Consider the following 20,918-nt stretch of genomic DNA (forward strand, 5'->3'; position numbering starts at 1 on the left):
GGTCCGGTAGGATGGCCGGTCGTGACCCTGCGCCTTTATGACACCAGCTCCCGAGAGGTGCGCGACTTCGTGCCGCTGCGCCCAGGCCAGGCATCGGTGTACCTCTGTGGCGCAACTGTGCAGGGTGTTCCCCATATCGGCCACGTCCGCAGCGGCATCGCCTTCGACATCCTCCGCCGCTGGTTGAGCCATCAGGGCCTCGACGTGCTGTTCGTCCGCAACGTCACCGACATCGACGACAAGATCCTCCGCAAGGCCGCCGACGCCGGGCGCCCCTGGTGGGAGTGGGCAGCCACCCACGAGCGCGCCTTCGACGACGCCTACCGCGCCCTCGGCGTCCTGCCGCCGTCCGCGGAACCGCGCGCGACCGGTTTCGTGACCCAGATGGTCGAGTACATGGAGCGGCTGATCGAGCGCGGCCACGCCTACGTCGCCGACGGCAACGTGTACTTCGACGTCCGTAGCCTGCCCGACTACGGCGCGCTGTCGGGACACAAACTCGACGACGTGCACCAGGGCGAGAGCGCGGGCACCGGCAAGCGCGACCACCGCGACTTCACGCTGTGGAAGGCGGCCAAGCCCGACGAGCCGTCGTGGCCGACACCGTGGGGTCCCGGTCGCCCGGGCTGGCACCTCGAGTGCTCGGCGATGGCCACCAGCCTTCTGGGTTCGGAGTTCGACATCCACTGCGGCGGGATGGATCTGGTGTTCCCGCACCATGAGAACGAGATCGCCCAGGCGCACGGCGCGGGGGACCCGTTCGCGCGCTACTGGCTGCACAACGGCTGGGTCACCATGGGTGGCGAGAAGATGAGCAAGTCGCTCGGCAACGTGGTGTCGATCCCCGCGATGCTGCAGCGCGTCCGTGCCGTCGAACTGCGGTACTACCTCGGCAGCGCGCACTACCGGTCGATGCTGGAGTACTCGCCCGGTGCGCTCACCGAGGCGGCCGCCGGCTACCGGCGGGTGGAGTCGTTCGTCGAACGTGTCGCCGCCCGCGTCGGTGAAGTGGTGATCGGCGACATCGATCCCGAGTTCGGTGCCGCACTCGACGACGATCTCGGTGTCCCCGCGGCTCTCGCGGTGGTGCACAACGTCGTCCGGCAGGGCAACACCGCACTCGAATCGGGTGACGGGGCGGCCGCTCTCGCCGCCGCGTCGTCGGTGCGGGGCATGATGGGAATCCTCGGCGTCGACCCGCTCGACGACCAGTGGGCAGGTACGGCCGACGACTCGGCCGCGACCTCCGCGCTGGACGTGCTGGTGCGCGCCGAATTGCAACGACGCGCGGACGCGCGTTCCGCCAAGGACTGGGCGACCGCGGACGCGGTCCGAGACCGCCTGGCCGAGGCCGGCATCGAGGTGACCGACACCCCTGATGGTGCACAGTGGGCATTGAAGGGTGAGGCGTGATGGCAGGAAATTCCAAGCGTAAGGGTGCGATCCGCAAGTCGGGCACCAAGAAGGGGCAGGTCGTCGGGTCCGGCGGCCAGCGTCGTCGTGGACTCGAGGCCCGCGGCGCCACCCCGAAGGCGGTCGACCGGCCGTACCACCCCGCGCACAAGAAGGCCAACGCTGCGGCGAAGTCGGGCACCGGACGCAGTGGCGGCGGCGCGTCGCGAGCGAAGGACGAGGGGCCCGAGTACGTCCTCGGCCGCAACCCCGTGGTCGAGTGCCTGCGTGCAGGCGTGCCCGCGACGGCGCTCTACATCGCCACCAACTCCGAGCCGGACGAGCGCGTCGCCGAGGCGGTCAAGATCGCCGGCGATCAGGCGATCTCCATTCTCGAGGTCGGCAAGCCGGAGCTGGATCGGTTGTCCACCAACGGAATGCATCAGGGCATCGCCCTGCAGGTGCCGGAGTACCGGTACACCCATCCGGACGATCTGATGGCCGACGCCAAGGCCAGCGGCACCCCGCCGCTGCTGGTGGCCCTCGACAACATCACCGACCCGCGCAACCTCGGTGCGGTGATCCGCTCGGTGGCCGCCTTCGGCGGGCACGGTGTGGTGATCCCGGCACGTCGCAGCGCGAGTGTGACCGCGGTGGCCTGGCGGACCAGTGCCGGCGCCGCCGCGCGTCTCCCGGTCGCGCGCGCCACCAACCTCACCCGCACGCTCAAGGACTGGGCGGACTCCGGCGCCCAGCTCGTGGGCCTGGACGCCGGCGGCGACGTGACCCTCGACGACTACGACGGCACCGGCCCGACCGTGATCGTCGTGGGGTCGGAGGGTAAGGGACTCTCGCGACTCGTGCGCGAGAGCTGTGACTCGATCCTCTCCATCCCGATGGCCGGTGACGTCGAGTCCCTCAACGCGTCGGTGGCGGCGGGCGTCGTGCTCGCTGAATTCGCACGTCAGCGACGTCGGTAGCGGTCGACAAACCTCAGGCCCGGTTGCGCGCGACCTCGACGCCGGCACGGCTCAGCGCCTCGCGGACCGCGCGGGCGTGGTCGACCGCGCCCGGGGTGTCGCCGTGCAGGCAGATCGAATCCGCAGCGACGGTGATCACCGAGCCGTCGATGGCCGTGAGCCGCCCGCTGGTGGTCATCTCGACGACGCGGCGGGCGATCTCTGCGCTGTCGGAGAGAACCGCGCCCTCCTCGGTGCGGGGGACCAGGGTGCCGGCCGGGGTGTAGGCGCGGTCGGCGAAGGCCTCGGTGATGACCGCGAGTCCGGCACGTTCGGCGCGGGCGAGGACCTCCGAGTCCGGTAGGCCCATCACCGCGAGGTCGGGGTTCACGTCGCGCACCGCGGTCACGACCGCGTCGGCCTGCTGTTCGTGGTGGACGACCGTGTTGTACAGCGCGCCATGGGGTTTCACGTAGGAGACCGTTCCGCCGACGGAGCGGGCGAGGGCGTCGAGCGCGCCGATCTGGTAGACGAGGTCGGCGATCAGGTCCGGCGTCGACATCTCCATGAACCGGCGGCCGAACCCGGCGCGGTCCGGGTAGGAGACCTGGGCGCCGATCCGTACACCGGCGGCGACGGCCGCCCGGCACGTGGCCAGCAGGTCGGCGGGCGTCCCCGCGTGGAAGCCGCAGGCAACGTTGGCGCTGGTGACGATGGTCAGCATCGTCTCGTCATCGCCGACCCCTTCGCCGAGATCGGCGTTGAGATCGATACGTGGAGCGTGCGCCGGGTCGGTGGTGGCCCTGTCGGGGGTCATGGCCACATCCTAGTTCTGCTGCAGGGTGGACAGACGAAACGGGCGATTCGTCTACGGTGGGGACATGGCACTGCTCGACACCAAGGTCACCACGGTCAACGGCGTCGTCGGTGGCGCCCGGGGGAAGCGGCTTCGCCGCGGCACTATCAGCTGGCGGGGCATACCGTTCGCCGCGCCCCCGGTGGCCCACCGCCGCTTCCGCGCTCCCGAACCGGTCCACGACTGGCCCGGCGTCCGGGACTGCACCAAGCTCGCCAAAGCCGCCATCCAGGAGAAGCGGTTCACCGCGGTCGCGCCGGGCAAGTTCGCCCCGATGGCCGAGGACTGCCTGACCCTCAACGTGTTCTCGCCCGAGGTGGAATCGAGCAGGCCGCGCCCGGTGATGGTCTTCATCCACGGCGGCGCCTTCATCCTCGGCACCGCCGCAACGCCGCTCTACGACGGCGCCTTCCTGGCCCGCGCCCAGGACGTCGTCGTGGTGACGATCCAATACCGCTTCGGGCCGTTCGGCTTCCTCGACCTCTCGCAGTTCGCCACGGACGATCGGCCGTTCGACACCAACGCCGGTCTGCGCGACCAGATCGCCGCGCTGCGCTGGGTGCAGGACAACATCGCCGCGTTCGGCGGCGACCCCGACAACGTGACCGTCTTCGGCGAGAGCGCCGGCGGGTCGTCGGTGCTCGCCCTGCTGTCCGCGCCGGAGGCCACCGGCCTCTTCCACCACGCCATCGCGCAGAGCCCGGCTCCCGAACTCGTGGTCGAGCACGACGCGGCGACCGTCTACGCCGACGAGTTCGTCCGAATCCTCCGCGACCCGCAGCGTCGGAACACCACCATGGAACGCACCGAGGCCCCCATCGACCCGGCCGAGGCGCAGCGCCTCCTCACCACGCCCAACCCCGCCCTGTTGCTCGAGGCCGGCAACCGGTTGATGCGGTTCGCGACCAAGTCGTCCGGCGGGGCGATCCCGTTCGCACCGGTCGTCGACGGTGATGTGCTGCCGCGCTCGCCGCTGGCCGCGGCGGCCGAGGGCCTGACGGTGCCGGTGCCGCTGGTCATCGGGAGCAACAAGGACGAGGGCAAGCTCTTCGCGAAATTATGGAACGTGCTGCCCGACTCCGAACGCATGCTGATGCGGGTGGAGGACGAAGAGGTCCGCCGCGAGATCGCCGCCCAGTACGGCAACGGCGACCGCGACCGCATCCGGCTGGCCGGCGACTCGATCTTCTGGGCGCCGATGACCGCTTTCGCCGACGGGCACAGCAAGGTCGCGCCGACCTACGTCTACCGCTACGACTACCGGACGAAGGTGCTGGACGCGACGGGCTTCGGCGCGACGCATGCGACGGAACTGTTCACCGTGTTCGGCGCCTACCGGGCGCCGATGGGGGCAGGACTCGCCATCGCCGACTGGCCGGGCACTCGGCGCGTCACCGAGAACGTGCAGGGGCGCTGGGGTGCTTTCGCCCGTACCGGCGACCCCGGTCTGGGCTGGCCGGTCTACACCACCGACGAGCGGAAGGTCCTGGTCATCAACGACCCGGACCGTGTCGTCGCCGATCCCGACACCCTGCGTCGTCAAGCCTGGTACCGGGTGCACGCACCCTCCGGGGCCTGACCGCCGCCCGGTCCGTCAGCCCGGTAGCCAGTCGGTCGGTGGATCGGCGGCGAGGAACGACAGCGCGAGCGGGTTGAACAGCTCGGGTGCCTCCACCGGCAGGATGTGCGTCCCGGGCAGCACCGCGAACCGGGCATTCGGCAGCGTACGGACGATGTCCAGTGCGTGCTCCATCCGGACCAGGCCGCGGTCGGCGATCACCACCAGCGTCGGCGTGCGGACCTCGCTGAACCCGGCGACCGCATAGTCGGGTTCGGTGGACAGCATCCGGATGGTCTTGTCGTAGACCACCGAGAAGTGTTCGGGCCCATCGGGAGACGTCGTGTCGTGATGGGTGCGCAGGTAGTCGACGGTGGTCGGGTTGCGATCCAGCAGGAGGTCGACGGACTGATCGAGTTGGCGCCCACCGCGGTTCAGGTAGCCGCCCACGTACACGATCCGGTTGACGAGATCGGGCCGGTTCCGGGCGACGACGAGGGCGATGGCCGCACCGTCGGCCCAGCCGACGATGTTCGCCGGCCGCCCGACGACCGTCTCGAGGTAGGCGATGGTGCGCTCGACGATCGAGTCGCAGGTGAAGTCTCCGTCGACGTCGGGACTGTGGCCGTGGCCGGGTCGTTCCGGCAGGTACAGGCGTAGGCCGGCGTCGAGGAAGTCGGGGACCTGGGCGCCCCAGGACGCGGCGGACGCGAAGATGCCGTGCAACAGCACCGTCGGAATCCCCTGAGCGTCGCCGGCCGAGAAATGCCAGAGGGTCGTCCCGGCGACGTTCACGTACGTTCCGCCGTCGACCTCGTCGCCGACGTGAACTGTGCGCATGGGCGTTCCTCGGGTTGGCGTGGCTCCTTCGCCCCGCCATGGTTGCAGACTTCGTCGCGGCGCGGGGATACGTTTGGTATTCGACACCGTTGATTTACTGGTCGGATATGGACCCGGCGGGGGTATGGGATAGGTTGATCGACAGGGCGGTGGGATCTGGCCGGGGGCCATTCGGAGGGTGAAGTATGCACACGTCCTGGACGCTCCAGGCCTTTTCGCATGTCCGGAGTCGGCGCAGCGTGAGCCTCTTGCTGGCGGGTCTGCTGTTGGCGGGAATCGCCTCGATCGGAGCGTTCACCGCGCCCGCCACGGCGGCGCCGGGTGACCCGCCGCCGCCGTTGAACATGCGTGAACTCGGCTCGTCGCCGACCATCTCGTTCCCCGGGCAGCAGGGCGAGGTCAGCCTCTCGCTCGCGGTTCCCCAGGGCCTGACCCCCACCGAGATCCGCGGAACCGCGCAGTTCCCGACCTTCGTGACCGGCGGCACCGTCGACGTGCTGCAGGAGGGTCGGCTGATCTCGCGCACCCCGATCGATGCGGCGGTGAACTCGCCGATTGCATTGCCGCTGCGCGGTATTCGCGTCGAACGCAACGCTGCCGACCTCGTCCTGCGAACCTACCTGCGTACCGCGGGCTCCTGTCTGTTCGACGACCGGTCGGGATTCTCGATCCGGAACTCGACGGTGTCCTACTCGGGTCGCGAGGCGACACCCGAGACCGTCGCCGACTTCCTGCCGCCGATCCTGCGCAAGCTGACCATCTTCGTGCCCGACGACGTGCAGCCCGCCGAAGGCGCCGCGGCCGTGGCTCTCGCGACCGCGGTCGTGGCGAACTACGGGTCGGCGACGGTCGACGTCGAGGTCGCCTCCATGCGGCGCGGAAGCGCGGCACCCGAGCCGGCGGTGGGCCCCCTGGAACGTCAGGTGGTCATCTCCACCACCATGCCCGGGGGCCTGAGCCTCGGACCGGGCGCCGGATGGCCGGTGCTGCGGATCGGCGGCAGCGCGGAGGAACTCCCGGCGCAGGTCGAGTTCCTCGCCTCGGATCTGTCGTCGATCGCGGTCAGCTCGGCCGCCGTCGCCGGACCGCCCTTCGCTGCACCGCAACTCGCGCCCGCCGTGAGCAGCCTCGCGGACCTGGGGGTCGGCGACCAGCTCGTCACCTCCTCCGGGTGACCCTCGATCTTCTTCGGCATCGACCAGGCCCGGCTCGGCCGGCCGTCGAAGGACGTGCGCCTGCAGCTGTCCGGTACCTACACCCCGCTGGGCGGCCAGATCGCGGTGTCGGTGGGACAACGCGTGATCGCGTCCTGGCCGGCCGACGCGTCGGGCAGCTACAACCAGTGGGTCGATGTCCCGGCCGACGTGCTCGGTCGCTACACCGAGGTCTCCGTCACCTACAACCACGGCGACGTCGGCGAGGAATGCGGTTCCGGTGTCCGCACTTCGCTGAGCCTGAGCTCGGCCGGTGAGGTCCGCTCGGAACCCGCCGACCCGCCGACCCCGCCGGGTTTCGCCTCGCTGCCCCAGGCGCTCATGCCCCGTACCTCGCTCGCCTGGACGAACGGCGGCGTCGCCGATGTCGCACGCGCGGTGGAGATCATGTCGGGTCTGCAGCGGCTGTCGGCGGTCCGCCTCGGGGTGGACATGGTGTCCGTCGACGACGCCATGGCATCGACCGCGCCTGCGGTGATCATCGCCGCCGACGGCCGTGGCCTGCCCCATCTCACGCTGCCGGTGACCGCCGACGGCCAGACCCTCACCGTGCTCAACGCGGATGGCAAGCCGTCGAACGTGGTCCTGACGCCCGGCGTGAGGTTCGGCTCGCTGCAGGTCGCGCGTGACGCCGGCCGGACCGTCCTGGTCGCGACGTCGACCCGGGATGCCGCCGACCTCGACGCTGTCCTGCGCCGCCTGTCCGCCGATCCCGACCGCTGGTCGGCCCTGAGCGGGGTGGCCCTGCTGCAGGTGTCCGGTCAGGAACCGGTCGTGGTGCCCGGCGACGGACAATCGCAACCGGCTGACTCGTCGTCGACGGGTACGTCCTGGGTGACGGTGACACTCGTGGCCGTCGGGATCGCGGTGGTGGCCGCAATCGTGGCGACCGTCGTACTGCGCCGTCGTCGTCGCGCACATGTAGGGGACTGACTCTCAGTGGTCTCCACGATCACGAAGACCGTTGCGGCGGCCACGGAGAAACGGCCCGGCGAGTTCATGACCCTGAGGTGGCTGTTCCTGATCGGCTGCACCGTGCTGGCCTTCTGGAACACGATTCTGGCGGTCGTCGACGAGATGCAGGCACAAACGCTGATCGTGTACGTGCCGGTGCTGATCATCCTCTGTGTGATCGCGGCGGTGGGTGTCTCGTGGAAGCGCGTGGACGAGCCCCCCATCTACGATCGCCAGACCGACGTGATCGTCGGGATCGTCGTGCTGATACTTGCCCTGGCGTTGAAGTCGTTGGTGAACCCGCGATACGCCCGTTCCTATCTGACGACGCACATGGATCTGCTGGCGCTGTGGTTGTTCGTGCTCGGTGCGGCGGTCCTGGTGTTCGGTCTCCGCCCGGTCGCGCGCTACCGCTGGGTGTGGCTGCTGTTCCTGCTCGTGTTCCCCATACCGATGCGCGCACTACTGCTGGCGATGGGCGGTACATCGCCGATCGCGGGGTTCATCCTCGTGCTCGTCGCGATGGCGGCGACCGCGATCGCGGTCGGGTCGGGGCGTCAGCGCAAGGCGGTCGCGGCACTCATCGCCGGAGCCATCGGCCTGGGCACGCTCGGGTTGCTCTACCTGGTGAACACCCCACGCAACCTGCTCATCCCGGTCCCGGCGCTGGTGGCTGCGCTGGCAGCGACCAGCCTGATGCTCTACGACCACCGGCGGCAGGGCGGGCAGGACTGGGCACCGCCCGCACCCGCCGAGCTGACGCCGCCCAAGGTCGCGGCCGTCGGCCGTCCCCTGCTGGTGGTGCTCGTCGCCGCGATCGCGCTGGCCTTCGTGCCGACCCCGGCGGTCGGCAGCACCTGGCAGAGCAACCTGTACCCGCAACTGAAGGTCGGGGAGCTGCTCGTGGTGCCCGCCGGCTGGCGGGAGGAATCCGCGGAGGTCCACCGCTGGGGCTCGAAGTTGTACGGACCCGGCGCCTCACTCATCCGGCAGATCATGGTCCAGGGCACCGGAAGCCGGGCCTACGACAAGTTCGGCCGGCCCCGCCGGGTCGCGGTCGACAGCGTCGATTCGAGACGACCGCTGGCGCTCGAGGTCTACCCCGACCTGTTCCGCTACGACCTGTCCGACGAGCGGGTCAGCGAACCCGTTCGGGTCGCGTTGCCGATGGGCGTCGACGGCAAGATCTGGAACGTCGTCGACGACAAGCGTTACCTCACCTACACGGTGGTCTCGTGGTGGTGGACCAACGGCAACCGAACCGAGCAGGTCATGCTGTGGGCCGTCGACAACCATGAGGCCGACGCGTACTTCCCGGAACCGCGCGTCACGATCCTGGCGAACATCGACGCGCTGATGACGGTGCTGCTACGCGGCGACGCAGTTCTCCTCGACAGCAATCCGCAGTACAAGGATCGGGCGCTGCTCGTGGACCTCGCCGGCGACCTGATCAGGACGCAGCTCGAAGCGGGCGCGGGGGAGGAACCATGAGCCGCAACCGTATCGACGCACCCGGAATCGCGAGGAGCACTCGCCCCACCCGACCGGTGCGAGAACTGCTCGTCGACGAGGAGTACCGCGCCGAGGCACTCCAGGACGCGGTGAACCGGCTGCGTGACGCCGACGAGGACATGTCGGCGTCGGTGCCGTTCAACCGTACCCAGAAGATCATCGGGTTCACGATGCTCGGCGTCGTCGCGCTCCTGATGGTCTTCTTCCCGGTCGGCACGAGCGCGACCCTCGTCTCCGTCGCCACCGTCGCCTACGTCATCACCATCGCCGACCGGCTGGTGATCTTCCGTCGCGGGCTGGTCAACGGCGCTATCCGGGTCACCGACGAGCAGGCCCGCTCGATCCCCGACGAGAAGTTGCCGTCCTACACGGTCTTCGTCCCCGCCTACGGTGAGCCCGAGGTGGTCGGCGAACTCGTGGCCGCGATGCAAACCATCGAGTACCCGCGAGAGAAACTGCAGGTGCTGCTGCTCCTCGAGGAGGACGACGAGCCGACGATCGCCGCGGCCCGCGACGTCGAGAGGACCGGGATCGTGACCGTGGTTCTCACGCCGCCGGCGCAGCCGCGGACCAAGCCGAAGGCGTGCAACTACGGGATGCACTTCGCGACCGGCGACATCGTGACCATCTTCGACGCCGAGGACAAGCCCGAACCGCTGCAGCTACGGCGAGCGGTCTACGTGCTCAACAACACCGACGACGAATCGGTCGTCTGCGTCCAGGGCAAGCTGAGCTTCCACAACGTGCGCGAGAACCTCCTCACCGAGTGGTTCACCGCCGACTACGGGATCTGGTTCGGCTTCCTGCTGCCCGGCATGATGGTCAGCCGCGCGCCGATCCCGTTGGGCGGCACGTCGAATCACTTCAAACGTGACGTCCTCGACCGCATCGGGGCCTGGGATCCCTTCAACGTCACCGAGGACGCCGACCTCGGCGTGCGCATCGCCGACCACGGCTACCGGACTGTGGTGCTGGATTCGGTGACCATGGAAGAAGCCAACGTCGACGCCATCAACTGGGTGCGGCAACGATCCCGTTGGTACAAGGGCTACATGCAGACGTGGCTCGTCCACATGCGGCATCCGGTCAAGCTGTGGGACATCCTCGGCCCGGTCGCCTTCGCCCGGTTCACCTTGCTCATCGCCGGTACACCGTTGATCGCCTGCCTCAACATGGTTTTCTGGCTGATCCTGGCGCTGTGGATCAGCGGCCAGCCGATGATCGTCTCCGAACTGTTCCCCGGCCCGATCTATTACCTGGCGTTGGCATCGATGATCCTCGGCAACGGGGCCGCGATCTACATGAACCTGATCGCGATCCGCGAGGACGGCCGCAGCGACCTGCTGGGCTCGGCGTTGCTCATCCCGCTGTACTGGCTGATGATGAGCGTCGCCGCCATCAAGGGCATGTGGCAGATCCTGGTCAATCCGTCGTACTGGGAGAAGACCTATCACGGTCTGTCGACGAGCCACGGCGAGTCCTCGGACAGCGCCGGCCCGGGCCCCGACGACGATCCGGACGCGGAGACCACCGACACGGCCACCACCGGAGATGCGTCATGAGCCGCCGGTTGCAGGTCGGATCGGTGATCTTCCTGGCCGCGTGGCTGCCGTACCTCGTCATCGGGGTGTACCTGGCGACCGAGGTGCACTGGTTCTTCGGCGACGCCCTGTCCCGGGTGCAGTCGGCGCAGAGTGTGCTCTTCAGCCGGAGCCCGCATCTGTCGGCCATCGGATTCGTCTTCACCCCGCTCACCGCGATCGTGCAGCTGCCGCTCGTCGCGCTGTCGCCGTGGTGGCCGGAGATGACCACCCAGGCGCTCTCGGCGGTGATCATGTCGTCGGCGTTCATGGCCGGCTCGGTGGTCCAGGTGTCCGGGATCGCACGCGACCGCGGACTGAATCCCTATGTCGCAGGGCTGTTCACGGTCTGTTACGCGGCCAACCCGATGGTCGTCCTGTACGCGGCCAACGGGATGAGCGAGGCGCCGTACCTGTTCTTCCTGGCCTGGGCCTCGAGACGACTACTCCGCTGGATCTCCACCGACGACGTCCACGAACTCGTGGTCACCGGAATCGCCCTGGCCCTCGCATATCTCACCCGCTACGACGGGGGAGCGGCCGCGCTGGCGGCCGGGCTCGTCGTCGGCTGGGTCACCTACCACCGGCGGGATCCGGTCAAGAAGATGTCGCGCAGTCTCGTCGACATGACACTGGTGGTCGCCCCGAGCGCCCTGGCCTTCCTCGCCTGGGCCGCCACCGGCTGGCTCATCACCGGAAACGCCTTCGCCCAGTTCACCTCCGAATACGGTAACGCGGCCATCATCGAGCAGTCGGGCGGCAGCGGATCGTCCACGTTCGTCGAGGCGATCCGGTTCTCCCTGACCGAGATGGCCATCCTCGCGCCGCTGCTGCTGTTCCTGGTCATCGGGCAACTCGTCGTGCGTGTGCGCCGGCGTCGGCTCCTGCCGATGCTGCCGGGACTGATGATCGTCGCGGTGCTGGCCTTCCAGGTCTACGGCTATTCGCAAGGATCGACGTTCGGCTTCCTGCGGTTCTACATGACCGTCGTCCTGCTCGCCGCGATCGTGGCCCTCCTGTCGGTCCCGCTGCGCAAGTCCGTCCCGGTGCGACGGGAAGGAGCGCATGCGGTTCACGTGGTGCCGCAACCCTTCACGTCCCGGTGGGCCTACCCGGCCGCAGCCGGGATCGCCGTCGTGGTCATGGCCGCCGCGATCCCGGTGACCGCGATGGGGATGACCTCGCCCGAATACGCACCGCAGGAGTTCGCGGTGGGCTCGGTGGTCGACCCGCGACCGCAGTCGGTCGAGAAGAAGTACCTCGACGAACAGCGCGTCGTACGTTCCTTCTCGACCGAACGCGCGCTGGCGAAGTACCTGGACTCGCTCGAGCTGCCGGACGGGGCGGTCCTGAGCGACACCGTCTACGGCTTCGCGGTGGTCGCCCAGTCCGAGCGGCCGCGACAGTTCGTCATCCCGTCCGACCGCGACTTCGCACAGTTGCTGAACGACCCGGCCGGCGGCGGGGTGCAGTACTTCCTCACCGTCCCGGACGAGGGCCGCGGGTCGTCGGACGCCATCAACCAGCGCTACCCGACGATGTACGAGAACGGCGCCCAGATCGGGGTCCTCACTCTCGAAGCCCCCAATGACGGTGCCGATCTACCCGATTGGCGCGTCTACCGGATCACGGGCTGAGGGCCTCAGCCCTCGAACCGGGAGACCCTGGCGCGCACCACATCCCACGCGGGGTCGTGCGGCCCGATGTCGTAGGTGCATTCGGAGGTACGGGGATCGGGGACGAAGGACCAGAGCAGAGCGCCCGCGGCGCCGGCCTCTCGCCGCCGCGACATGGCGGCGTCGACGCGCCGGGCGCGGGTCCCCAGAGACAGGCACGAACCGGCTTCGACGCCGATCTCGTTGACCACCAGCGGTTTCCCGAGCCGACGAGCCTGATCGATCCGGGCCGACAGGTCGCTGCCCTGCGGTTCGGGATTCGGATCGGTGGTGGAGCTGTAGTCGTGGAAGTCGAGGACGTCGATCCCGTCGGAGCGGCCGACCTCGAGGTAGCCGTCGCCGGCGATCCCGCACTGGTCGCCGCCCACGAGTCCGGAGAAGATCGGGCGCGAGTCGTCGAACGACCGCAGATGTGCGCCGGCCCGGTCGAAGAACGAGCGCAACACCGCCGGGGCGTCGGCGGGACACACGCGCCGCTGCCAGTCACAGGACTTCCCGCAGATGCCGGGTTCGGGCTCGCCGATGAGCTCCCAGCCGACGACCGACGGTTCGTCGCGCCAGCGGGACACCGCGGTCTCGGTCCACTTGGCGTACGTCAGATGATCCCGGGAGGGGGCGACGGGGGTGGCCTTCGACCGCCAACCGTCGACATAGAAGTCCCGCTCCTTGAACCGGCCGTCCTCGCAGTCCCCCGAGCCGCCGGCAAGGACCGGCAGCACCAGTTGCTCATGTCGTCCGGCCGCTTCGAAGACCCGGTCCAGCGGTTCGAAGTTCAGCAGTCCGGTGTGTTTGTCGAGTGCGAAGGACGAGTAGAGGTTGAAACGCGTGAGGGCCCCGGGTGGCAGCGCCGCGAAGTAGTCGTCGAGATCGACCTCGGCGCCGCAGCCGACGTTCACCGACCAGTCGGTCCCCAGCTGGTAGGCGTTGAAGCCGACGGGCCACCACGGCTTGCCGTCGAGGGTCAGGCCGTCGGGGGTCGCGCGCACGCGTGCGGGAGCCGAGTCGCCCTCTTGGCGTGAGGAATCGGAGCCACATCCGCTCAGGCCGACGAGCAAGGCGAACACGGTGACGACGAGCACGGTCGTACGTGCGGCCACCGCCCGTCCGGATGTTCGCCAGTGAATCACAGATGCAGGCTACTCGTGCCCTACGGTGGCCGTATGGGGACGAAAGGCTTCGGGGCGATCACGGCGCGAATCTGTGCTTTGACCGTTGTGGGCGGTGTCGCGACCTCATTGTTCCTCGCGGGCTGCGGTTCGGAATCCGACGCAGGCGAGCCGCGCGGTGCGTCGTCGACGCCGAGTCGGGTGAGTGCGGATTCTTCCCCGACCTCGACCATCACGACAGGTCCGGGCCCCGCGAATCGGTCGACCACCCCGACGGTCGTCTACCGGCCGCCCTTCGTCGAGCGCGTCGAGTGGACGGACACCGAGGTGGGCCCCAGCCTCTCGATCTTCCCGACCACGTCGGGCCGGTACACGCAGGAGCCGTCGGCGATGGACGCGGCGTGGCGGGAGGTCGTCGAACTCGACGCGAGCGCCGACACCCCCGGAATGCAGGCACAGTTCGAGTGTCACTGGCGGTTCGCGCGGATCATCGAACCGGAGAAGCCGAGCTGGAACCTGGAACCCGGGCGTCCCGTCGTCTCCGAGGAGGACATGATCGGCGCGCGGTGCAATCCGGGGTTCGCCGAAGAGTATTAGCGCGTCGTGTGTACGCGACGTGAGCCGATAATGCGGCAGACGACGTAGATCACGAACGAGATGATCGTGACGAACACCGAGACCGGGAGTTTCGGTGCGAGCGACATCAACAGGCCGCCGATCGCGGCGACCTCGGCGAAGATCACCGACAGCACCAGCGCCCGCATCGGGTTGGCGGTCACCCGTGCAGCGGCGGCACCCGGGGTGATCAGCAGGGACATCACCAGCAGCGCGCCGATGATCTGGACACCCTGCGCGCAGGCGAGGCCCATGATGATCGCGAACACCACCGAGAGCGTGCGGACCGGGACGCCCTGCGCCTGCGCCACCCGCGGATCGGTCGACGCGAACAGCAGCGGCCGGTAGATCACGGCGAGCACCGCCACCACGATCGCCGTCGTGATCGCGATCGCGACCAGGCCGTTCAGTCCGACGCTGACGACCTGACCGGTCAGCAGTGCGAAGCCGGTGCCGATCCGGCCGTAGAGGGCCAGGAACAGGACACCGATGCCCAGGCCGAACGCCATCACGACACCGATCACCGAATCGCGTTCCCGGGCCTTGTTGCCGAGGATGCCGAAGACCGCCGCGGCGAGGACCGCACCGATGACACCGCCGAGGTTGACACTGACGCCGGCGAGCAACGCCGCGGCCGCACCCGTCACCGACAGCTCACTGCAGCCGTGGACCGCGAACGACATCTGCCGGGCGACGATCAGCGGCCCGAGCAGCCCGCCCACCAGGCCGAGCAGGACCATCGCGAGCAGCGCCTGCTGCATGAAGTCGTAGCCGAGCAGGTCGATGGTCGTCGAGAAGTCCCAGAGGTCGCTGAACTGACGTTCGGCGGCCAGCGGAGTCACGCTCATAGGGGCTGACTCCCGGCCTCGGCGATGTCGACGCAGTGGTGGGCGTCCTCGCCGCCGATCACGACGAGGCGCCCGTTGACCCGGAGCACCTCGACGTCGCTGCCGTACAGCTCGCTGAGCGTCTCGGTGGTCATCACCTCGTCGGGAGTGCCGACGCGGAAGCGTCCGCCGACCAGATAGAGCACACGGTCGACGTAGGGGAGGATCGGGTTGATCTCGTGCGTGACGAACACAACCGCGGTTCCCGCCTGCTTACGGCGCTGGTCGATGAGGTCGACGACCACCTGCTGGTTGGTCGGGTCGAGACTCGCCAGCGGTTCGTCGCACAGCAGGAGTTCGGGATCGCTCACGACCGCCTGGGCCACACGCAGTCGCTGCTGTTCGCCTCCGGAGAGGACACCGAGCGGTGCGTCGGCGTAGGGGAGCGAGTCCACCGCGGCGAGCGCCTGGTCGACGAGTTCACGACGGCGCGACCGGCCGCGGACACCGAGTCCCCACCGGCTGCCGTCGACGCCGAAACCGACCAGGTCCCGGCCGCGGAGAGCCATCGGGTCGCCCTCGTCGGCGTGCTGCTGCGGGATGTAACCGATCTTGTCGGTCGTCTCCACGGTGCCGCGGTCGAGTGAGTACTGGCGCAGCAGAACGCGGAGGAACGAGGTCTTTCCCGACCCGTTGGGCCCGAGGACGGCGACGAACTCACCCGGCCGGATCGTCAGGTCGAGGTCGTCCCAGAGCACGCGGTCGCCGAAGCCGAGCCGCGCACCCGAGAACGTGACCACCGGGTCGGTTCCCGCCGTCATCGCGGTCATGCCTTCTCTGCGTCGAGAGCTGCTGCGAGTGCGTCGATCTGTGCGCGCTGCCAGACGAGGTAGTCGGTGACGCCGTCCGGCAGGGTCTCGGTGAACTCGACCACGGGCACTTTCGCGGACTTCGCGACGTCGAGCATCGCCTGGGTCACCGGGTCGACGCCCTGGACGTTGTAGATCAGGACGGCGGCGCCGCGGGAGGCGAGCAGGTCCTCCATGGCCGCGCGGTCCGCGGCGGACGGCGACTGACCCTCCTCGACGGCCTGGGTGAACCCGGCCGGAGCCGCGTCGATCAGGCAGGCCTCGGTGAGTAGGTACCCCGCGAGCGGTTCGGTCTGGGCCACCTTCGTGCCGTCGTGCGCCTTGCGGATGCCGGCGACCTCGCCGCGCAGTTCGTCGATGCCGGTGGTGAAGGTCTCGGCGTTCGCGCGGTAGGTCTCCGCGTTCGCCGGGTCCTGCTCGGCGAGGGCGTCGGCGACCTTGTCGGCGACCTCCGCGACGACGGGCAGGTCGTAGAAGACGTGCTCGTTCTCGTCGCCGTGGTCGTGTTCGGCGTGATCCGCGTGGTCGCCTGCGCTGTGGTCGTCGGCCTCGTGATCGTGCGTGTCGTGATCGTCGCTGCGGGTGAGGGCGTAGGCGTCGACGACCGTCGCGCCCGAGGACTTCGCGGCTTGTTCCATGTAGGCGTCGTAGTGGCCGCCGTTCATGACGAGGATGTCGGCGTCGGCGATCGTCGCGGTGTCGGCGGCGGACGGCTCGAACTCGTGGGGGTCGCCCTCGGTGTTGGTGTAGACGGACGTGACGGTCGCCTTGTCGCCGGCGACGGCCGAGGCGACCGCGCCCCAGACGTTGGTCGACGTCACCACCGTCGGGGTGCCGTCACCGTTCCCGGAGTCGCTCGAGCAGCCGGCCAGTAGCAGCACGGCGGTGGACAGGGCTCCGGCAGCGGACAGAAGCGTTTTCCTCATGACACCCTTTACGCAAATGACAATCGTTACCAAAACAGTGTAGGCGATGGCCGGGCCCGACGCGAAGCCGCGTGAGATCTGTGGTGTGCGCTGGTCAAAGCGGAGGGCGCGCGTCACCGCCGGCGCCATTTCTCTAAGGTGGAGAACATGACCTCCAGCCCGATGCCGCGGCGTGTTGCGCTGATCTCCGTGCACACCTCGCCGTTGGCGCAACCGGGTACCGGCGACGCGGGCGGGATGAACGTCTACGTCTGGCAGACGGCGATCCGGCTGGCCCGACGCGGCATCGAGGTCGAGATCTTCACCCGGGCGACCTCGTCGTCCGACGCGCCGTCGGTCGCGGCGGCGCCGGGTGTGACCGTCCGCCACGTCATCGCCGGCCCGTTCGAGGGTCTCGACAAGCGAGACCTCCCCGCCCAGCTCTGTGCGTTCACTGCGGGCGTCCTGCGGGCCGAGGCGGCGCAGGCGCCGGGTCACTACGACGTGATCCACTCCCACTACTGGCTGTCGGGGCAGGTCGGCTGGCTCGCGCGCGACCGCTGGGGTGTGCCGCTGGTCCACACCGCCCACACCCTCGCCGCGGTGAAGAACGCCGCCCTGGCCGAGGGGGACACCGCCGAGCCGCAGCTGCGCGTGATCGGCGAGCAACAGGTGGTGGGTGAGGCCGACCGGCTGGTCGCGAACACCGAAACCGAAGCGGCAGAATTGCTCTCGATGTACGACGCCGATGCCGACCGCATCGACGTGGTGACGCCGGGCGCCGACCTCGAGTGTTACACGCCCGGCTCGTCGACCGAGGCCAGGTCGATCCTCGGTCTCGATCCCGACGAGACGATCGTGACGTTCGTGGGACGGATCCAGCCGCTCAAGGCTCCCGACCTCCTGGTCGCCGCGATGGCGCCGCTGATGAAGGACGCCGTCGCGTCCGGGCGCAAGCTGCGGCTCCTGATCGTCGGCGGGCCGTCGGGTTCCGGTCTGCAGCGCCCCACCGCGCTCATGGATCAGGTTGCCGGGCTGGGGATCTCGGAGTCTGTCACCTTCCTCCCGCCGCAACCGTCGGATCGTCTCGTCCAGGTGTACCGCGCATCGGACCTGGTTGCGGTGCCCAGCCATTCCGAGAGTTTCGGTCTCGTGGCCATCGAGGCGCAGGCCTGCGGGACGCCGGTCATCGCCGCCAACGTCGGCGGTCTCGGCGTCGCCGTCGACAACGGCCGCACCGGCGTGCTCGTCAACGGTCATGTACCCGGCGACTGGACGAACGCTCTGGAAAAGCTTCTGGCGCAACCCGATCGCCTGGCCGAACTCGGCCGCAACGCCCGCCGGCACGCCGAGAAGTTCTCCTGGGAGCACACCGTCGACCAGCTCATCGAGAGCTACCGCCGGGCAATGGAGTCCTTCGCCGCCCAAACCGATGCGGCGCAGCAGGATGCCGAGCAGGCGGCGGCACAGACACCGGGCGGCCCCGCCCGGGCTCGCCGACGCTGGCGTCGGCGGCGCAATCGGGTGACCGCCTGAGGGTCTCGCAGTACCCGTTCCCACCGAGAGGATGTCGTGAGTCGCACCGAGGTCGTCGACCTGCTCGAGAAGACACTGACCGAGAACGAGATCGCCTACTCGCGCAAGGGTGGTGGTGGAGCCGACGTCGACCACGTCATCCTGGAACTCCCGGGCGAGCAGAAGCTCAAGACGACGGTCCTACTCACCGCCAGCGAACACGGGGTCAGGGTCGAGGCCTTCGTGTGCCGCCGACCCGACGAGAACCACGCCGGCGTCTACCGATACCTGCTCAAGCGGAACCGTCGGCTGTACGGCGTCGCCTACACCATCGACAACACCGGCGACATCTATCTCGTCGGCCGGATCTCGGCCGACGCGCTCGGCTCCGACGAACTCGACCGCGTCCTCGGGCAGGTCCTCGAGGCCGCCGACGGCGACTTCAACACCCTGCTCGAACTCGGCTTCCTCTCCTCGATCCAGCGCGAGTGGGCGTGGCGCGTCTCGCGCGGTGAATCCTTGCGCAATCTCCTGGCTTTCGAGCACCTCATCGACAAGGAGGCGCTGCCTGAGGCCGGCGCCCCGCTGGAAGGACGGTACGTCCCAGGCGAGTCCGTGGTCGAGGGAGCGCAGACCTCCAGCGACGAGCCTGCGTCCGACGACTGAGAAGCGGCACCCGATGATCGCCGGGAGAACGGCATCGGGTTTCGACACGCCTCGTCGCAAGCTCCTCGCGTACTCAAGCGGCGAGGGTATCGCCGCTGCGCTTCGGTCGTTCGGGGGCAGTTCTCGTAGGTGGTGCCCCACGCGGCCGGGGAGATTTGGTTGGATGGAGAGGTCCAGGTCACACCGTGTCAACGAATGTTGATACGGTAGGCGGGCAAAACCGACCCATCACCGGAGGTGCCATGAGCTTCACGAGTCCTTTCCCCGACGTCGAGATCCCCGACGTGAGTGTCTTCGACTACCTGTTCGGGTCGGTCGCGGACGAGGACCGCGAGCGGATCGCCCTGGTGGACCCGAAGTCGGGTTCGACGACCACCTACGGCCAACTGGTCGGTCAGATCGAGGCCGCGGCCGGGGCTCTGGCGTCGCGGGGGATCGGCGTCGGGGACGTGGTGGGCATCCTCTCGCCGAACATCCCGGCGTTCGCGACGGTCTTCCACGGCATCCTGCGCGCGGGCGCGACGGCGACGACGATCAACGCGCTGTTCACCGCGAACGAGATCGCCAAGCAGCTGCGGGATTCGGGCGCCAAGATGCTGGTCACGATCTCGCCGATGTTCGAGCAGGCGAAGGCGGCCGCCGACGAGGCGGGGCTGCCGGCGGAAAGCCTGATCGTCCTCGACGGCGAGGGCCAGGATGCCTCCGGCCATCCGAACGCGATCGACCTGCTGGGGCCGAATCTGCCTGCGCCGGAGGTCTCCTTCGACCCGAAGACCCACGTCGCGGTGCTGCCGTACAGCTCGGGTACCACCGGAAACCCCAAGGGTGTGGCGCTGTCTCACCGCAACCTCGTGGCCAACGTCGCCCAGCTGCGTCCGCTGCAGGGCATGACCGCCGACGACGTGGTGATCGCGGTGTTGCCGTTCTTCCACATCTACGGCATGACCGTGCTGCTCAACGCCGCCCTCGCGGCCCGTGGGTCGCTGGTCATCATGCCGCGCTTCGACCTCGTGGAGTTCCTGGAGAACATCCAGAACCACAAGGTGACGATGGCCTACATCGCGCCGCCGGTCGCGGTGGCGCTCGCGAAGCATCCGATCGTGGACAACTACGACCTGTCCTCGCTGCACACGATGATGTCGGGTGCGGCCCCGCTCGACGACGAGCTGGGTCAGGCCGTGGCCAAGCGTCTGGATCTGCACATGCTGCAGGGCTACGGCATGAGCGAGCTGTCCCCGGTGTCCCACATCATCCCCTTCGACACCCAGGCCACGCTGGGGCGTGAGGATCCGCCGCTGTCGTCGACGGGTTGGCCGGTGCCGAACACGGTGAACAAGATCGTCGATCCCGCCACCGGTGAGGACCTACCGCTGCCGCAGGAAGGGCTCTCCGAGCCGGGCGAGTTGTGGGTGCAGGGTCCGAACGTGATGCTCGGCTACCTCAACAACGACCAGGCGACCGCCGACACCATCGACGGCGACGGGTTCCTGCACACCGGCGACCTCGCTCAGGTCGACCCGACGGGCTGCGTCTACATCGTCGACCGGCTCAAGGAGCTCATCAAGTACAAGGGCTACCAGGTGCCGCCGGCGGAGTTGGAGGCGTTGCTGCTGACCCACGAGAAGATCGCCGACGCGGCGGTGGTCGGGGCGATCGATGCGGAGTCGGGGGAGGAGATCCCCAAGGCGTTTGTCGTCAAGCAGCCCGAGGCCGAGCTGACCGAGGACGAGGTGATGGAGTTCGTGGCGTCGAAGGTGGCCCCGCACAAGAAGGTTCGTGCGGTGGAGTTCATCGAGGCGATCCCGAAGTCGGCGTCGGGCAAGATCCTGCGCAAGGACCTGCGCAAGTAGGTCCGGCCACCGGACAAAGGCCCG

The 20,918-nt window shown here is 68.8% G+C and carries 16 protein-coding genes and 1 pseudogene; 11 read left to right on the forward strand and 6 right to left on the reverse strand.

All coding sequences use genetic code 11. The features are described from left to right. Positions 1-21: 21 nt before the first annotated feature. Both cysS and rlmB read left to right on the forward strand, forming a co-directional pair. Positions 22-1,413: a cysteine--tRNA ligase gene (gene cysS / locus M1L58_RS05125; RefSeq protein WP_006865330.1), complete on the forward strand. Its 1,392-nt coding sequence runs from the start codon at positions 22-24 to the stop codon at positions 1,411-1,413. Then, positions 1,413-2,372, forward strand: coding sequence for a 23S rRNA (guanosine(2251)-2'-O)-methyltransferase RlmB (gene rlmB / locus M1L58_RS05130; protein WP_248658076.1), 960 nt, complete (start codon positions 1,413-1,415; stop codon positions 2,370-2,372). The genes cysS and rlmB overlap by 1 nt, the downstream gene beginning before the upstream one ends. Before the next feature lie 13 nt (positions 2,373-2,385). Here rlmB and M1L58_RS05135 read toward each other — a convergent pair whose 3' ends face one another. Next, positions 2,386-3,168 (reverse strand): LamB/YcsF family protein, encoded by a 783-nt coding sequence (locus tag M1L58_RS05135; RefSeq protein ID WP_248658077.1) that lies wholly within the window; start codon positions 3,166-3,168, stop codon positions 2,386-2,388. Positions 3,169-3,232: 64 nt separating this feature from the next. Here M1L58_RS05135 and M1L58_RS05140 point away from each other — a divergent pair, with 64 nt between their 5' ends. Then, entirely contained in the window at positions 3,233-4,786 is a 1,554-nt protein-coding gene (locus tag M1L58_RS05140; RefSeq protein ID WP_248658078.1) for a carboxylesterase/lipase family protein, read from the forward strand. 15 nt (positions 4,787-4,801) lie between these two features. Here M1L58_RS05140 and M1L58_RS05145 read toward each other — a convergent pair whose 3' ends face one another. Next, on the reverse strand, positions 4,802-5,605 hold the full coding sequence (locus M1L58_RS05145) for an alpha/beta fold hydrolase (RefSeq protein WP_248658079.1): 804 nt from the start codon (positions 5,603-5,605) through the stop codon (positions 4,802-4,804). A gap of 185 nt (positions 5,606-5,790) precedes the next feature. On the opposite strand from M1L58_RS05145, the pseudogene M1L58_RS05150 reads away from it, so the two are divergent. The 4 genes and pseudogenes from M1L58_RS05150 (at position 5,791) to M1L58_RS05165 (ending at position 12,502) form a co-directional block, all read left to right on the forward strand. Continuing rightward, positions 5,791-7,752: pseudogene (locus M1L58_RS05150) on the forward strand (hypothetical protein). 6 nt (positions 7,753-7,758) lie between these two features. Continuing rightward, positions 7,759-9,264, forward strand: coding sequence for a hypothetical protein (locus tag M1L58_RS05155; RefSeq protein ID WP_248658080.1), 1,506 nt, complete (start codon positions 7,759-7,761; stop codon positions 9,262-9,264). Further along, positions 9,261-10,847 carry a glycosyltransferase gene (locus M1L58_RS05160; RefSeq protein WP_248658081.1) on the forward strand — a complete coding sequence of 529 codons (1,587 nt, stop codon included), beginning with the start codon at positions 9,261-9,263 and terminating at the stop codon, positions 10,845-10,847. The genes M1L58_RS05155 and M1L58_RS05160 overlap by 4 nt, the downstream gene beginning before the upstream one ends. After that, positions 10,844-12,502, forward strand: a complete 1,659-nt coding sequence (locus M1L58_RS05165; RefSeq protein WP_248658082.1) for a glycosyltransferase family 39 protein — start codon at positions 10,844-10,846, stop codon at positions 12,500-12,502. The genes M1L58_RS05160 and M1L58_RS05165 overlap by 4 nt, the downstream gene beginning before the upstream one ends. Before the next feature lie 5 nt (positions 12,503-12,507). Here the strand turns inward: M1L58_RS05165 and M1L58_RS05170 are convergent, their stop codons facing one another. Further along, the gene (locus M1L58_RS05170) at positions 12,508-13,638 is read right to left on the reverse strand and encodes a beta-mannosidase (protein WP_248658083.1); all 1,131 of its coding nucleotides are present in this window, start codon (positions 13,636-13,638) and stop codon (positions 12,508-12,510) included. Between the two features lie 63 nt (positions 13,639-13,701). Between M1L58_RS05170 and M1L58_RS05175 the strand changes: the two genes are divergently transcribed. Beyond that, positions 13,702-14,244 (forward strand): DUF2599 domain-containing protein, encoded by a 543-nt coding sequence (locus M1L58_RS05175; RefSeq protein ID WP_248658084.1) that lies wholly within the window; start codon positions 13,702-13,704, stop codon positions 14,242-14,244. Here the strand turns inward: M1L58_RS05175 and M1L58_RS05180 are convergent. Genes M1L58_RS05180 through M1L58_RS05190 form a run of 3 tightly spaced genes read right to left on the reverse strand, consistent with a single transcriptional unit; the run spans position 14,241 to position 16,884 of the window. Then, on the reverse strand, positions 14,241-15,110 hold the full coding sequence (locus M1L58_RS05180; RefSeq protein ID WP_248658085.1) for a metal ABC transporter permease: 870 nt from the start codon (positions 15,108-15,110) through the stop codon (positions 14,241-14,243). The two genes, M1L58_RS05175 and M1L58_RS05180, sit on opposite strands and share 4 nt — an antisense overlap. Then, positions 15,107-15,910: a metal ABC transporter ATP-binding protein gene (locus M1L58_RS05185; protein ID WP_248658196.1), complete on the reverse strand. Its 804-nt coding sequence runs from the start codon at positions 15,908-15,910 to the stop codon at positions 15,107-15,109. Before M1L58_RS05185 ends, M1L58_RS05180 begins: the two co-directional genes overlap by 4 nt. Positions 15,911-15,915: 5 nt before the next feature. Next, on the reverse strand, positions 15,916-16,884 hold the full coding sequence (locus M1L58_RS05190) for a metal ABC transporter solute-binding protein, Zn/Mn family (protein WP_248658086.1): 969 nt from the start codon (positions 16,882-16,884) through the stop codon (positions 15,916-15,918). A 147-nt stretch (positions 16,885-17,031) separates the two neighbouring features. Here M1L58_RS05190 and mshA point away from each other — a divergent pair, with 147 nt between their 5' ends. From mshA to M1L58_RS05205, 3 genes are all read left to right on the forward strand, one after another. Beyond that, a complete protein-coding gene (gene mshA, locus M1L58_RS05195; protein WP_248658087.1) occupies positions 17,032-18,399 on the forward strand; it encodes a D-inositol-3-phosphate glycosyltransferase in 1,368 nt (455 codons plus the stop codon). Between the two features lie 36 nt (positions 18,400-18,435). Further along, entirely contained in the window at positions 18,436-19,044 is a 609-nt protein-coding gene (locus M1L58_RS05200) for a YbjN domain-containing protein (protein WP_232717118.1), read from the forward strand. A gap of 242 nt (positions 19,045-19,286) precedes the next feature. Further along, a complete protein-coding gene (locus M1L58_RS05205; RefSeq protein WP_248658088.1) occupies positions 19,287-20,894 on the forward strand; it encodes a 4-coumarate--CoA ligase family protein in 1,608 nt (535 codons plus the stop codon). Positions 20,895-20,918: the final 24 nt, after the last annotated feature.

This window comes from Gordonia sp. C13, from assembly GCF_023218005.1.
Taxonomy (GTDB): Bacteria; Actinomycetota; Actinomycetes; order Mycobacteriales; family Mycobacteriaceae; genus Gordonia; species Gordonia namibiensis.

Coding starts and splice junctions, on each gene's coding strand:
- rlmB (WP_248658076.1), top strand. CDS start 1,413: ATGGCAGGAAATTCCAAGCGTAAGGGTGCGATCCGCAAGTCGGGCACC.
- M1L58_RS05135 (WP_248658077.1), bottom strand. CDS start 3,168: ATGACCCCCGACAGGGCCACCACCGACCCGGCGCACGCTCCACGTATC.
- M1L58_RS05140 (WP_248658078.1), top strand. CDS start 3,233: ATGGCACTGCTCGACACCAAGGTCACCACGGTCAACGGCGTCGTCGGT.
- M1L58_RS05145 (WP_248658079.1), bottom strand. CDS start 5,605: ATGCGCACAGTTCACGTCGGCGACGAGGTCGACGGCGGAACGTACGTG.
- M1L58_RS05160 (WP_248658081.1), top strand. CDS start 9,261: ATGAGCCGCAACCGTATCGACGCACCCGGAATCGCGAGGAGCACTCGC.
- M1L58_RS05165 (WP_248658082.1), top strand. CDS start 10,844: ATGAGCCGCCGGTTGCAGGTCGGATCGGTGATCTTCCTGGCCGCGTGG.
- M1L58_RS05175 (WP_248658084.1), top strand. CDS start 13,702: ATGGGGACGAAAGGCTTCGGGGCGATCACGGCGCGAATCTGTGCTTTG.
- M1L58_RS05180 (WP_248658085.1), bottom strand. CDS start 15,110: ATGAGCGTGACTCCGCTGGCCGCCGAACGTCAGTTCAGCGACCTCTGG.
- M1L58_RS05185 (WP_248658196.1), bottom strand. CDS start 15,910: ATGACGGCGGGAACCGACCCGGTGGTCACGTTCTCGGGTGCGCGGCTC.
- M1L58_RS05190 (WP_248658086.1), bottom strand. CDS start 16,884: ATGAGGAAAACGCTTCTGTCCGCTGCCGGAGCCCTGTCCACCGCCGTG.
- mshA (WP_248658087.1), top strand. CDS start 17,032: ATGACCTCCAGCCCGATGCCGCGGCGTGTTGCGCTGATCTCCGTGCAC.
- M1L58_RS05205 (WP_248658088.1), top strand. CDS start 19,287: ATGAGCTTCACGAGTCCTTTCCCCGACGTCGAGATCCCCGACGTGAGT.